The sequence below is a fragment of the Streptomyces sp. NPDC030165 genome (assembly GCF_055573595.1).
On the sequence record NZ_JBVIBD010000022.1, the window covers coordinates 136,885 to 150,866 of the forward strand.

Here is a 13,982-nt window from a genome sequence, read left to right on the forward strand (position 1 = left end):
CGTCTCGGAGACGACGCCCACCCCGCGTCCGTTGGGAGAGTGATCCCGTGAGCACAGCCGCCACGGCTCCGTCACACCGCCGACGAGCTTTTCCGGACACGCCGGACGCGGCCGAGACGAACGCCGTTTTCACGCGTCTGGCAGAACTTCCCGAAGGCCCGGAGAAACGGCGGCTGCGTGACGAACTGACACGAGCCTGGCTGCCGATGGCCGTACGTCTCGCGCTGCGTTTCCGGGACCGCGGTGAAAGCATGGACGATCTGAAACAGGTGGCGGCGCTGGGCTTGGTGAAGGCGATCAGCGGGTACCGGCCCGAACGTGGCAGCGCATTCGAGAGTTACGCCATCCCCACCATCGTCGGGGAGGTCAAGCGGCATTTCCGGGACTGCACCTGGGGCGTGCACGTACCCCGTCGTGTCCAGGAACTCCGCAATACCGTGCGGCTCGCCGTACGCGAACTGGCCACGGCCTCCGACAGCCGTTTCCCGACCGTCACGGAGATCGCCGAACGCACCCGGCTCTCCGCCGACGACGTCATCCTCGGCCTGGAAGCCATCGAAAGCTACAAGACTCTTTCGCTGGACGCCGAGCGGCCGGGCGCCGACGATGATTTCGCCCTTCGTGACAGTATCGGTTTCACCGAGTCGCAGTACGAGCTGGTGCTCGCCCGGGAAACGGTGCGCGACGGTCTTCGCGGCCTTCCGGAGCGTGAGCGCCGCATCCTGTACATGCGGTTCTTCTGCGACATGACACAGAGCCGTATCGGCGAGGAACTGGGGCTGTCCCAGATGCATGTGTGCCGTCTCATCAAGCGGACCTGCGCGCGCATTCGCGAGCAGGCCGACGGGACCGGCCCCGAGGCGCCCGCCAGTTCGGTCGCGGCATGAGCCGATGGAAATGACATGCGGTCCTGCCTTTCCTGGTAGGACCGCAGTAGCAGTGCTGGACACAATGGTGGAGAAGGGCCGGCTTTACATGGGCGAGTGCCAGATGACGTTCGTTCCCGGGGTGCCGTCGTGGGCCACCCTCCTGACGGGGGACCTCGATGTCGCGAAGCGTTTCTACGGGCCGCTGCTGGGCTGGCGGTTCGAGGCCGGACCGGACCGGTGGGGCCCGTACGTACGGGCGATGGCCGGGGACACGGCGGTGGCGGGGCTGAGCGCGGCCGCCCGCCACACCGAACTGCCCAACGCGTGGACGACGTACTTCGGGACGCGCAACGCCGACGACGCGGCGAACGGGGTCCGGGAACGCGGCGGCACGGTCGCCATCGGCCCGCTGGACTTCGACGCGGGCCGGCTGGCGCTGGCCGCCGACCCGGCGGGGGCCAACTTCGGCCTGTGGGAGTGCCGCGAGAGCACCCCGCAGACGCACCGGCAGGCGGTCGGCACCGGCGCGCCGGTCTGGGTGGAGCTGCGCACCCGGGACGCGTTCGACGCCGCGCGCTTCTACGGCGACCTCTTCGACTGGTACAGCGAAGCGGACGACAGCCCCTTCGACGTGCGCTGGGAGGACGAGCGGGTGGTGCTCAGCGTCGAGGAGCGGGACGCGGTGGGCCTCTACGGCGGCGCGATCGAGGCGGCGGCCGACCCTCAGGTGCGGCCGCGCTGGAACATCCACTTCCAGGTGCCGAGCGTCGAGGAGGCTGTGGAGACCGCGAAGAAGCTCGGTGGCCGGGTGGAGTCCCAGGCCGAACGCACCTCGCACGGCCCCGTGGCCGAACTGCGCGACCCGGAAGGCACCCTCTTCCACATCATCGCCCTCTCCTGAGCCCGCCGCAGCCCGCCCGCAGCCCGCCCGCCGGGGCTACCGCACCGCGACCAGCACCGCGTCCTCGCCGAACTGCCAGACCGGTGCGGCGTGCCGGAACCCGGCCCGGCGCAGCAGCCGTACGTGGTGGGACAGGGGCATTCCGTTGTGGACCCGGTGCGGGGTGTGCCGGGCCCGGCGGGCGGTGAACGGGTCGGCCAGCTCCGGGTCGGCGGCGGCAGCGGCCCACCAGGACGCCCAGTCCTCGCGGCCGGGCGGCCGCTGCCGTTCGGCCCGCCGCAGGCCCACCTGCGCGGCCACCTCCGCGGCCCGGTCCCCCCGCGGGCTGCGGAACCGGTCGCTGTTGACGAGTACGCCGCCGGGCCGGACGAGGCGGGCGAGGTCCTCGTACGCCCGGCGCAGCGCGTCCGGCGCGAGGCAGTGCAGCGCCGTCGACGAGACCGCCGCGTCCAGCGGACGCTCCAGGCCCAGGGCGTCCGTCCAGCCGGGCACGCCCACCGGCGCCTCGACGAACCGCACCGTGTCGCCGTAGTGGGCCTCTCCCAGGGCCAGCAGTACGGGGTCCTTGTCGACGGCCACGACGTCCGCGCCGGGCAGCCGCCGGGCCAGCCGCGCGGCCAGCGACCCGGGCCCGCACCCGAGGTCGAGGACCAGCGACCGCTCCTGCCGGCCGGTCACCTTCTCGACGGCGTCGGCGACGACCGTGAAGCGCTCCTCACGGTCGATCGCGTACCGCTGCTGCTGCCGTTCCCACCGCCGTACCCACACGGCGGCCGTAGCCGTACTCAGTCCCATCCGGTCGCGCCACCTCAGCCGTCTCGCACCTGTCCGCCCGGTGGCTTTCAACCTACAGGTGAAAACGGTTTCCAATGGCGTGCTGTCACTCCAAAGGGGGCAGGCGCACGCCCCGGCCAGGGCGCGCGCTCCCCTCAGGCGCACGCCCCCAGCACGTCCAGCAGCCGGTCGATCTCCTCCGGGGAGTTGTACGCGTGCAGACTCACCCGGACCGAGTGCTGCCGCTCGCCCCCGCTGCCCTGGCACAGGCTGTCCGAACGGACCATGAAGCCGTGGTCGAACAGCGCGAAGCCCAGATCGCCCGAGTCGATGCCGTGGTGCCGGAAGGTCACGATGCCCTGCCGCCGCTGTACGTCCGCGTCGGCCGCCAGGCTGCGCCGGCAGCCCAGGACCTCGTACGCGGGCAGCCGGCGCAGGCCCTCGGTCAGCCGCGCGGCCAGCGCGGTGGTCCACCGCTCGACGCGGCCGGTGCCCACCGAGTCCAGCCAGTCGAACGCGGCCAGCAGGCTTCGGATGCCGGTGGTGTTGGGGCTGCCGTCCCACCCGCCGGGCACGAACGCCGGGCCCCGCGCGTTACGGGCCCACACGGCACCCGAGCCGGGCAGCGCCAGCGCCTTGTGCCCGGAGAAGACGGCGAAGTCCACGTCCAGGTCCGCCAGCGACACCGGGATGTGCCCCACACTCTGGGCCGCGTCCAGGCAGATCGGCACGTCGGGGCCCACCGCCTGCCGGATGCGGTGCACGTTCATGTCGCCGCCGTACACGTGATGCACGTGGGTGACCGCCACGAAGCGGGTCCGCGGCCCGGTCAGGGAGGCCAGCGCCGCCGGATCGTAGTCGCCGGAACCCGCCTGGTACGGCATCGGGCGGACCCGGATCCGCAGGCCCTGCCGGGCGAGCAGGTCCCGGACCTCCAGCCACGGCACGATGTTCGCCTGGTGGTCGGCGAGCGGCACCACGATCTCGTCGCCGTCGCCCAGACGGCCGGCCAGCCAGTCGTGCGCGACGGCGCGCAGCCCCGCCGTCGCCCCGCTGACGAAGTGCACCCCGGAGCGCTCCGGCTCCGGATCGCCGAGGAACTCCTTGATCCGCTGACGGGTCTCCTCGACCAGCGCCGTGGTGCGGTTGGCCCAGGTGTACGTGCCGCGCCCGGCGTTGGCGTTGCCGGTGGTGAGGTAGTGCAGCACGGCGTCCAGGACGGCCTGCGGCTTCTGTGTCGTGGCGGCGCTGTCCAGGTAGGCGAGCTGCGGGGCGCCGGTGATGATGGGGAACTGGGCGCGTACGCCGGTGTGCCACGCGCGCAGTTCGTCCAGGGCCGCGGTGGCGGGTGCGTTCGTCGTGGTCATCGGCTGTCACTCCCGTACCAGCGGGGCGCCCGCGTCGCGCCAGGCGATGATTCCGCCACGCAGACTGCGGATGTCGGGGTGGCCCATGCGGGCCAGCAGCGCGGCGTACCTGGCGGACTGCTCGCCGACCGGACAGGCCAGCAGGACCGGGCGGCTCTTGCTGAACGGCAGGCCGCCTCTCACCAGTTCACCGAAGAGCTCGTCGACGATGTTGACCGAACCGGCGATGTGCAGCGCGGTGTAGGCGAACGGGCTGCGCAGGTCCACGACGAGCGGCCGGTCGCGCTCGATCCACCGTACGGCGTCCTCGACGCCGATGTCCGGTGCCCGGCGTACCTCGGTGTCGGAGAGGGTGGCGACGGAGTTCGGCTGCGGCGGCCGGCCCAGCAGCTCGGGCCGCCGCTGCCGTACGTAGCCGAGGTAGCTCTCGATGCGGTCGCACACGATGAATACGGCGGTCCGGCGTCCGTCCGGGCCGTCCGGGTCCGCCCCCGGTGCCGGGTCGGTGTCCACCTCGCGCAGGTGCCGCACGGCACCGAAGTACGCGGCTCCGCTGGTCGGACCGGCCAGGATGCCGCACCGCCGGGCCAGGGTCAGCATTCCGTCGATCGCCTCGTCGGCGGTGACGGAGGCGATCGTGTCGTACGTCCCCGGGTCGAACAGGCCGACCTCCTGCACCTCGTCGATGGTGCGGATACCGGGCACGAAATCCGCCTTGTGCGAGACCAGCCCGACCACGTCCACCCCGGGGTCGTGCTCCCGCAGCACCCGGGCGACCCCGGTGGACGAGCCGGCCGTGCCGACACAGGCGATGAACCAGTCCGGCGCCCGGCCGTCCAGGTCCTTGACGATCTCCGGGCCGGTGCCCTCCATGTGGGCCTGCGTGTTGCGGTCGTTGTAGTACTGGTCCGTGTACAGATAAGCGCTGCCCGGCTCGGTGAGCGTCTGGTGGAAATGGGTGAGCGGGTCGTCGGTGTTGGTCGGGTCGAGACATTCGGTCTGTCCCGGCAGCTCCTCGACCTCCGCGCCCAGCAGCAGGAGGAGGTCCTTGACCTCCGGTATTCGCATCCGGTTCGTGACGCTCTTGAACGGCACCCCGTGCATCCCGGCGAGCACGGCCAGCGCCTTGGCGGTGTTGCCGCTGGACAGCTCGATGACGGTACGGTCCTCGTCCACGGCGGCGGGCAGCCCGGCCCGCACCATGTTCCAGGCCGCCCGGTCCTTGACCGAGCCGAACGGGTTGAGCATCTCCAGCTTGGCGTACAGATCGATGGTGCGCAGGCCGTGCACGGACGGATCGATGCGTACGAGCGGGGTGTTGCCGATGGCGTCGGTGATGCGCTCGAACCTCATGCAGACCCTTTCCTCCGGCGGTTCACGTGCGGCCAGTACTGTTCGTCCAGGCACCAGTGCCAGGAGGTCTCCTCCCCGTCCGCGTCGTCCGCGGGGCCCTCCTGCCATACGGCGACCTTGCGGGCGACGGGCTGCTGCTGGGCCTCGTCGGCGCTGAAGTCCATGCAGTAGCCGGCGGTGTTCGCGAAGGCCAGCAGGTCACCGGGGCGCGGCGCGCGCGGCAGGTGGACCGCGCGCCGGGTGATCATGTCGGCCTCCAGGCAGAGGTTGCCCGCGAGGTAGCACGCCACCGGACCGGCGTCCGGGGCGCCTCCCGGCGCGGCCCGCGGGACGAGGACCGGATCGACGAGGACGCCGTGCTCCTCCAGGCCGATGTCGTCGGCGTTCGCGTCCAGGCGCACCAGGAGGTGGCCGGGGCCCGTACGGCTTCCGGGGCCCGCGGGCTCACCGGTGGCTCCCGTACGGTCAGCGGCTTCCACGCGGTCCGCGGCTTCCGTACGGCGCACCTCCAGCACCCGCGCCAGGGTGACCCCGCACTGGTCCAGCAGCGCGCGCCCGGGCTCCGTGTGCAGCTCGTACAGGTTCTCCAGCAGCAGGGTGGCCAGCGGACGGCCCAGGGAGGGGGCCGGGAGCGAGAGGAGCGCGTCCAGGTATTGGGCGCCGGCGGTCGGACGGTGCGCCGGGTACAGCGCCAGCGCGCCGCGCAGGGTGCCGTTCTCGTTGCGCAGGCCGTAGGTGTGCCGGCGCCAGGTCATGGGCGGGCGGGTGCCCAGCGCGGCGTTGGTCAGCTCGGTCGTGTACCGCTGCCACTGGGCGCCGTCGGCGAGGTAGTCGGTGCCGAAGCCGCCGCCGATGTCGACGGCGCGCGGCGTGAAGCCCCGGGCGCGGCAGACGTCCAGGGCCTTGACGCACCCTTCGAGCGCCACCGCCTTCTCGGCCGGGCTGGTCGTGTCGAGGTGGTAGCCCACTCCGGTCAGCTCCACCGCGCCGCGGTGCCGTTCCACCGACTTCAGCAGGCCGTCCAGCTCCGCTTCCGCCGTGCCGAAGCGGCTCTGCCGGGTCAGCAGCTTGACACCGGGGGCACAGAAGCCGGAGAGCCGCAGCAGGATGCGGGCGCGGGGGAGGCCGTAGTCCCGTACCAGCGCGGCGAGTTCGTCCAGCTCGGCCGGGCTGTCGATGTTCACGGTGGTGCCCGAACGGGCCGCCAGCCACAGGAACTCCGGGTTCTTCGGCCCGGTCGCCATGATGCGCTCTGGTACGAAGCCGGACCCCAGGGCATGCTGGAGTTCGCCGAGGGAGGCGACGTCCACGGCCGCCTCGGTGGCGGCGAGCCGGCGGACCAGGGCGCTGGAGCGGTTCGCCTTGTGCGCGAAGAAGATGCCGCCGCTGAGGTGGTGTCTTCTGTAGACGGCCCGGAAGGCGGCCAGGTTCTCGGCCGTCCGGTCCGGTAACACCACGTTCAGCGGCGACCCGAGCCCGCCGGCGAGCGTATGGAGAAACGTCCTTGCGCGCAGCAGGGACGCCAGCCGGGGCTCCAACCGGGGTTCGAGGTACAACGGAACGTCCATACGCAATACTTCCCCCGGTACGGACCCCAGGCCACCTCATCCGCGGAAACGGACGGGGCGGACCGGCCGCGGGCGCGGCCGGCCCACGGCGGTCACACGGTGGCGGTACGGGACTCCGCCAGGTGCCGCACGCCCGACCGTACGGCCCAGAAGAAGACCGCGAGCGCGAAGGCCGCCACGACCAGCGAGTCGTAGGGGGCCGGCAGCCGGGTGGAGCCCCCGAAGCTGCCCAGCCACGACAGGACGGTCAGTACCGTCAGGTATGTCACCAGCCAGGCCCCGGTGCGCAGTTCGGCACGGAGCGGCAGGCGCCGCCCGGCCCCGTCCCGGTCGCCGACGGCGTCCGCCGCACCCTTCCCGGAGCGCCGCATGGCCAGGAAGATCAGCAGTCCGGCGAGGACCAGCGGCAGGGCCAGGCGCAGGGTGTGCCAGCCCGACCAGTACACGAACTCGCTCGCCACCACGAAGCTGACCGGCGCGATCCAGCGCAGTCCCGGCACCCAGCCGGTCGTGCTGCTTCCCGGGTCGGCGAGGAAGACCGCGGCGGCGACCGCTGAGGCCCCGTAGATCAGCAGGTACATGTTGCCCATGACACTGACGATGTCCTGCCAGCCGCCGAACGGCAGCAGGAAGATCACGATCACCGCGAGGTTGATGGCCAGTGCCCGGCGCGGCACGCCGAACCGCGCGTTGACCTTCATGAAGAACCGGGGGATCGTACGGTTCTTGGCGAGCGCGTAGGTGTGCCGGGCGTTGATGGCCACGCCCACGTACGCAGAGCCGCCGGGGGAGATCACCGCGTCCGCGTACAGCAGGCTGGACAGCCAGTGCAGGTTGAGGATCAGCGCCAGCTGCCCGAACGGGGACTCGAAGGAGACGCCCTTCCAGCCGCCGCCGAGCACACTCTCGGGGACGGTGAACAGGAACGCCACCTGGAGGGCCAGGTACATGGCGACGGCCAGGGCGATGCCGGTGAGGACGGCGGCGGGGATGGTCTTGCGGGGGTTGCGGGCCTCGCCGGAGAAGTCCAGCGGCGCCTGGAAGCCGTTGACCGAGTAGACGATGCCGCCGCCGGCCAGCGCGGTCAGGCAGGCGGCGTACCCGTACGGCGCGAAGCCGCCGTGGTCGGTCAGACGGCCCTCGTGCCAGCCGGAGGCGATCAGGGCGACGACGGTGACCACCGGGACCGCGATCTTGAACACCGAGACCAGGTTGTTCAGCCGTGCGAACATCCGCACCGCGAACCAGTTCAGCGCCGTCAGCACCACACTGAGCGCGGCGGCGACGCCCACGCCGGTCAGGGTCAGGGTGTGGCCGCTGTACAGACCGGGTACGTAGTGCGCGGCGTACTGCATGATCGCGCTGATCTCGGCCGCGGTGCCGCCCACCGAGAGCAGCACCGACCAGCCCACCAGGGTGCCGACCAGCCGGCCGTTGGCGAACAGCGGCCAGCGGACCGTACCGCCGCCCTCGGGCCGGGACGCGCCCAGCTCGATCATGACCAGCGCGACCAGACCGCACAGCAGGCCCGCACCGATCCAGGACAGCAGGGACGCGGGTCCGGCCGTCTGGGCCGCGTACAGGGCGGCGAACAGCCAGCCGGATCCCACGATGTTCGAGAACCCGATCGCGGTGAGCCCCCAGAACCCCAGGTCCCGGCGCAATCGGCGCTCCTGCGCCACCACGGGCGCACCGGCCTCGTCGACCTCACCCGTCACCTGACGTTCCGACACCGAACTTCCTCCCTGATGTTCCTGCCGACGGCGGCCGCCGCCCGCGCGCGGCGTGCACCGCGCATGCATCACCACAACAGTCACCGACCGCACAGATTCCTCTGCAGTCACACCGTCCGCCGCAGATGCCGGACGTGCACATGCGGATTCTGCCGTTCCGTGGCGGTGAAGACGCACGTCACCACGCATGACCGGGCATCCGGTGTCCGAATTGCCCGGTCATGGTGGAGGGAGTCCGGCGGCAACCGCGGTGGCACGCCTGCCGGGAGGGAGGGAGATTACGGCTGTGTGAAATCTGCGACCGGACGTTCGAATCGTCCCGATTCGGCCGGTCAGCTGCGCAGCGGACCCTCACACGTGTAGGACGCGCTGCCGGCCCGGCCGTCGGACCAGACGTCCACGGCCCCGAAGAAGCAGTCCATGTCGGCGAGGTTGTCGGCCGCGGGAGCCGCGCGGTCCAGCAGGAAGTAGTCGACGGCCTCCGACATGTCGGCGAAGACCCGGTCCGCGTCGCGGGCGTCGGAGAGGTTGGCGGTGATCCGGCCGGTGCAGGTGAAGCGGGCCCGGCCGGCCGTCTCGCCGCTGCCCGTGCAGGCCGGCGTGAGGTACGTGGCCGCGGCGAGGGCCGACCGGACCTCGGACGCCGCGGCGAAGCGCAGCGAGGCGACCGGGTGGAAGGTGGTGCGGGGTACGTACAGGTCGTCGACCTTGGCGATCTGCGCGTCGAGGAACGCGTCGTACGCCCGCTGCAACGCTCCGTCCGCGCCCAGCCTGCTCCGCCATGCGTCGAACCCCTTCGGGTCGTCGGCGCGCTGGTAGCCGTACATCTCCCGGAGCAGCGACGGCCGCCGCTGCCACAGGAACTCGAAGAAGGTGCCGGCGTAGTGGTAGAAGCGGAAGCCGTCGCCGGAGTACGTGGCGTGCAGCAGCCGGTTGACGCTCATCCGCGGGCCGCCGCCAGCCGTGTCCGCGATGACGCCCTTGACCAGCGATTTGCGCACCTTGACCCCGTCGTCGCGAGTGCCGCCGGCGAAGAACTCGGCGGTGCCCTCGTCCATGGCCGTGGTCAGGTCGCCGGTGTACCAGGGCGCCTCACCGAAGCTGCCCGGCACCGCCCAGCGGCCGTTGAGGTAGTGGGTGTACTCGTGCCGGAACAGCTCTTCGAGGGTCAGCGAAGAATCCTGCGGCACGCGCCGCTGATAGGTGTAGAAGGTCGCGCCGTTCTCGATGTAGACGCCGCCGTTGTCGGTGCCCATGCCGGTCAGCAGCGGGTGCATGATCTCGTACTCGGCGCGGGACGCGTACAGGTGGACGTGCAGCGTGGTGTTGGTGTCGCCGGCCAGCGGCCGGTCGGTGCCGAGCACCCGGAAGAACTGGGCCCTGACCTTCTTGCTCGCGTAGTAGAGCTGGTCGACGGTGGTCCGGTCGAGTGCGGTACGGACTTCGAGGGCGCCCCGGTCGTAGGTGTAGGTGTGGGGGAAGATCTCTTTCTCGATCTGCTGGAGACAGACGTTGTAGCGCGCGCAGACGCCGTAATGGTTGAGCCAGCCCGCCACGCCGGCCCACGGCGCGCTGCGACGCCCGAAGTTGGCCTCCGCGACGGCCAGCAGGGTGCCGAGGTCACTGACGACTGCGGGCTTGAGGGCGTCGATCTGCCCGAAGCGGCCGTACTCACCCAGCGCGTCGCGCACCGCCCAGGCGTTCGCCGTCCCCTTCAGGTGCGTGTGTCCGGAGAAGGCGCGGAAAGCGGCGCGGTACGGGGCGTCGGCGGTGACGGCGGCCCGGAAGGCGGTGTCGTGGTTGCCCGGGTACACGCCGAGGTAGTTGACGGTGAGCGCGGCGAGGGCGGCGCCGCCCCACATCGGGTCCGTGGCGGTCGGCGTGGCGGGCCCCATGGTGCCCAGCACCCGTCTCACCAGCGGGAGTTGGTGCTGGCGCAGCCCCGGCGCGCTCGCCGTGGTGAGGGCTTCGCGCAGCGTCTCGGCGTTGTGCCGGGTGGGCTCGAAGGTGCGGGCCGCGGTCCCGTACGCGGCGACGGCCGCCCGTATCGCCCCGACCGTGGGCGCGTCCGTCACGTCGATCTCGTCACGCGAGAAGTCGTGGTACACGACGGCGTGCAGGTAGGTGAACAGCTCGTACAGGTGGGTGGCGTCCGTCCCGTCGTGCCCTGGTGCGAGCGCGCCGGCCCGGCGGGACACGGCCTGGACGTGCGCCCGCGACATCACGGGGGCCAGCCGCGCGTCCCACTTCCAGATCAGGCCGCGCAGACAGCCTTCGACGGTGACGGCCGGGTCGGTGAGGAAGTCCGCGAGGGCCTCCGGGCCGAGGCGGGTCAGCGTGTCGAGGGTGCAGGGGGCCGCGGCGCCCGGGCGGTGGGCGGTACCGGAAGCGTCCCGTACCAGGTCGCCGGGGATGCGGCCCCGGGGGGTGAGGCCGTTGCCGGGTGGCAGGTCCCGCGCCGTCGGCTCGGGGGCGTCGGCGAATCTGTCGGCCCGGTCGGTGTCGCCGGCCTCGGGGGTGGGGGCCGCCGCCGGGACGGCCGACGGCCGGGCGGGCGCAGCGCCTTGGGCGGCCTGGGCCGCGGGGAGTACGAGTCCCAGTGACAGGACGGCGCCGAGCAGGCCCTTGCGCACAGTGCGTAACGGAAACACCGGCTGCTCCTGTGTAGAGGCGTGTAGGGCACGTACGCGCACGGCCGCCCAACTGGCCGACAGCACAGGCGAGTTGGTGACGTATCCAGCCGCTGCGCGCCCCGTAACCTAGTAATGTGACATTGCACTGACAACCCGTCGGGTAAGCCTTTCGGTTCCCCGGCTGCTCAGCGCCCCGAAGCCGTACGGGCCCGGGCCGGGGCCGTCTTCCGGCCGTCCCGTACGGTCCGCCGCGTGGCGGGCTCCTCCCCGTGCCGCGCCCACAGCGACCTCACGTGACCCAGATGGCGCGCGATGCACGCTTCCGCCCCTGTGGCGTCGCCCGCCAGCGCCAGGTCCAGCAGTTCCAGGTGCTCCTGCGCCGACGGCAGCAGCTCACCGCGCTCGTCGAGGCCGGTCAGCCCGTACAGGCGGGACCGCTTGCGCAGGTCGCCGACGGTCTCCACGAGCCGCGCGTTGCCCGAGAGCGCCAGAAAGCCCAGGTGGAAGCGGCGGTCCGCCTCCAGATAACCGATGAGGTCGTGGTCGCGCGCGGCGGAGACGATCTCCTCGGCGAGCGGACGCAGGGCGGCCAGCTCGTCGCGGGAGGCCAGCCGGACCACCCGGCCCACGGTCGGCACCTCGATCAGGGCGCGGATCTCCGCGAACTGGTCGAGGTCGCGCTCGCTCACCTCGGTGACCCGGAATCCCTTGTTGCGCACCGGCTCGACCAGCCCCTCACGCGCCAGGTCGAGCATGGCTTCCCGTACGGGTGTCGCCGAGATGCCGAATCCGGCCGCGAGCGTGGGGGCGGAATGCACGGTGCCGGGACGCAGTTCACCGGCGATCAGCGCGGCGCGCAGGGCGTGCGCGGCCCGGTCGCGCAACCGCTCCTGGCCGGTGATGGGTCCGAGGTGCTTCACATCGCCCCCTGGGTGGGCCCCGCGCGGGGGACTCCGTACCGGCGTCGGACAGGTGCCCAGGGTACAAGGCGCTGTCGGGACGGGGGCCGGTGGTGACGTCGGGCCGGGCCGCACGGATGGGTCAACTCGCCTGCGGTGCACAGTCGTAGAGAGAACCGGGACCGGCGGCCGAAGCGTCTCCGGACGAGTCGGAGGTGGAGTTGGAGTCGGAGTCGGAGGTGACCGGTTCGCCGCCGTACTCCCGTGGGTCGACCTCCGCGCAGTGGGCACGCACCCAGGCGTCGATCTTCTCGTTCTCGGAGACGGGAGCGCCCGCGTCCGTAGTGCCGCGACCGCTCGCGTCCGGTGCGTCGAGCAGCGCGAAGCGCAACGCGCCCGAAGCGACGAGGTGCCGGTACGCGGCGAGGGTGACCGAGGGGACCCGGCCCGAGGCCCCGCCGAGGGGCAGGACGGGCAGGCCCGTCGCCAGGACGCCCCGGGACCGGGCCCAGCCGGGGCCCGAGGACAGGGTGTACTCGGCCCGGCCGTTGCGCTGCCGCACGTAATCAAGGAGACGCCGCTCGACGGGGGACAGGTCCTGACGGCTGCTGCTGGGCGTGGAGCGCTGCGCAGGGCCGTCGGACAGCGCGATGTGGCTGAACGAACCGGGACCGTCCGGTCCCGCGTGGGCGTCGAACGACGACCCCGCGTACCGCGTGTCCAGTACGGACAGTGACCAGGTGGCCGGGGCGGCGAGCATGGCGAGGCAGCCGGCGGCGAGACCGATGACGGGGAGACGGCGGGACCCGGGCTTGAGGGCGAGCGCCGTGATCCCGAGCAGCGCCGCCGCCGCGATGAGCGGCGGAAGCCACGGTGCGAAGTCCGGGTGGCGGAGCGCGAGGAAGGCCGCCCAGGCGGCCTGGAGGGCGATGGCGGCGGGAAGCGCGGCACGCGCGAGACGGCTGCTGCCGAACCGGGTGCGCCAGAGAGTGACGACACCGGCGGCGGACAGGGCTGCGAGGGAAGGGGCGAGAGCTGCCACGTACGCCGTGTGCGGTACGGGCGTGGCGCTCAGCACCGCCGCCGTGGTCAGCAGCCACGCACCCCACAACACGTAACCGGCACGCGTACGGTCCGTACGGGGGCGCTCGCGGCGCTGGAGGAGACCGAAGGCGAGAGCGATGACCGCGAGCGGGTAGAGCCAGCCGGTCTGCGCCGCCAGGCGGGTACTGAGCAGCTTGTACCAGGCGTTGTTTCCCGCGTCCGAGCCGGAGACGGTCCTGCGCTCGCCGGTGGTCTTCGGGCCGCCGGTGGCACCGGTCTTTGCGCCGTTGGGCCCACCGGTCTTCGTACCGTTGCTGCCGCCGGTCTTCGCGCCAGAGGCCTGGCCGGCTGCCGCGCTCGTTCGTGCCGGAGCGCCGTCCGACTTCGCGAGCCGGCCGAAACCGTTGTGGTCGAAGACCAGCGAGAAGGCGCTGTTGTCCGTGGTGCCGTCCGCGTACGGGCGTACGTCCTTCGGTGTGAACGTCATCATCAGCACCCAGGACAGCGACACCGCCCCCATGACCGCGCCTGCGGTCAGCACATGGCCCAGCCGCCTGCGGAGGGTGACCGGCGCGGCGATCAGGTAGCCGATGGCGAGGGCGGGGACGATGAGCCACGCCTGCATCATCTTGGCCTGGAACCCCAGGCCCACCCATACCCCGGCGAGCAGTAGCGGGGCCAACCGACCGCTCAGCATGGCCCGTTGCCCCTGATCCACCGCGAGGACCAGGCACATGATCAGTGCTGCGTCGGGGATGGCGTGGCCGAACAGGGAGGCGGTGACGGGGGTGAGGGTGAGCAGTGCGGCGGCCAGGAGGCCGGTGGCGGGGCCTTGCCAGCG

Annotated in this window: 10 protein-coding genes; 2 read left to right on the forward strand and 8 right to left on the reverse strand. The window is 72.0% G+C overall.

Going from position 1 to position 13,982, the window contains the following annotated elements; genetic code table 11:
* Positions 1-47: 47 nt before the first annotated feature.
* Positions 48-887 (forward strand): SigB/SigF/SigG family RNA polymerase sigma factor, encoded by an 840-nt coding sequence (locus ACZ4Z1_RS33215; RefSeq protein WP_468490373.1) that lies wholly within the window; start codon positions 48-50, stop codon positions 885-887.
* 52 nt (positions 888-939) lie between these two features.
* On the forward strand, positions 940-1,770 hold the full coding sequence (locus tag ACZ4Z1_RS33220) for a VOC family protein (RefSeq protein WP_468490374.1): 831 nt from the start codon (positions 940-942) through the stop codon (positions 1,768-1,770).
* A gap of 36 nt (positions 1,771-1,806) precedes the next feature.
* On the opposite strand, the gene ACZ4Z1_RS33225 is transcribed toward ACZ4Z1_RS33220, so the two are convergent.
* The 8 genes from ACZ4Z1_RS33225 to ACZ4Z1_RS33260 form a co-directional block, all read right to left on the reverse strand.
* Positions 1,807-2,565: a class I SAM-dependent methyltransferase gene (locus tag ACZ4Z1_RS33225; protein WP_468490375.1), complete on the reverse strand. Its 759-nt coding sequence runs from the start codon at positions 2,563-2,565 to the stop codon at positions 1,807-1,809.
* 134 nt (positions 2,566-2,699) lie between these two features.
* Positions 2,700-3,911 carry an aminotransferase class V-fold PLP-dependent enzyme gene (locus ACZ4Z1_RS33230; protein WP_468490376.1) on the reverse strand — a complete coding sequence of 404 codons (1,212 nt, stop codon included), beginning with the start codon at positions 3,909-3,911 and terminating at the stop codon, positions 2,700-2,702.
* 6 nt (positions 3,912-3,917) lie between these two features.
* Positions 3,918-5,264, reverse strand: coding sequence for a pyridoxal-phosphate dependent enzyme (locus ACZ4Z1_RS33235; RefSeq protein WP_468490377.1), 1,347 nt, complete (start codon positions 5,262-5,264; stop codon positions 3,918-3,920).
* Positions 5,261-6,832 carry a Y4yA family PLP-dependent enzyme gene (locus tag ACZ4Z1_RS33240; protein ID WP_468490378.1) on the reverse strand — a complete coding sequence of 524 codons (1,572 nt, stop codon included), beginning with the start codon at positions 6,830-6,832 and terminating at the stop codon, positions 5,261-5,263. The genes ACZ4Z1_RS33235 and ACZ4Z1_RS33240 overlap by 4 nt, the downstream gene beginning before the upstream one ends.
* A 92-nt stretch (positions 6,833-6,924) precedes the next feature.
* Positions 6,925-8,565: an APC family permease gene (locus tag ACZ4Z1_RS33245; protein WP_468490379.1), complete on the reverse strand. Its 1,641-nt coding sequence runs from the start codon at positions 8,563-8,565 to the stop codon at positions 6,925-6,927.
* Between the two features lie 332 nt (positions 8,566-8,897).
* Positions 8,898-11,216 (reverse strand): collagenase, encoded by a 2,319-nt coding sequence (locus ACZ4Z1_RS33250; protein ID WP_468490380.1) that lies wholly within the window; start codon positions 11,214-11,216, stop codon positions 8,898-8,900.
* A 167-nt stretch (positions 11,217-11,383) separates the two neighbouring features.
* The gene (locus tag ACZ4Z1_RS33255; RefSeq protein ID WP_468490381.1) at positions 11,384-12,118 is read right to left on the reverse strand and encodes a GntR family transcriptional regulator; all 735 of its coding nucleotides are present in this window, start codon (positions 12,116-12,118) and stop codon (positions 11,384-11,386) included.
* Positions 12,119-12,239: 121 nt separating this feature from the next.
* The coding region (locus ACZ4Z1_RS33260) for an ArnT family glycosyltransferase (protein ID WP_468490382.1) at positions 12,240-13,982 on the reverse strand (1,743 nt) is incomplete at its 5' end.

Bases quoted from the DNA above. Each gene is read 5' to 3' on its own strand.
- ACZ4Z1_RS33225 (WP_468490375.1), bottom strand. From the start codon at position 2,565: ATGGGACTGAGTACGGCTACGGCCGCCGTGTGGGTACGGCGGTGGGAA.
- ACZ4Z1_RS33230 (WP_468490376.1), bottom strand. From the start codon at position 3,911: ATGACCACGACGAACGCACCCGCCACCGCGGCCCTGGACGAACTGCGC.
- ACZ4Z1_RS33235 (WP_468490377.1), bottom strand. From the start codon at position 5,264: ATGAGGTTCGAGCGCATCACCGACGCCATCGGCAACACCCCGCTCGTA.
- ACZ4Z1_RS33240 (WP_468490378.1), bottom strand. From the start codon at position 6,832: ATGGACGTTCCGTTGTACCTCGAACCCCGGTTGGAGCCCCGGCTGGCG.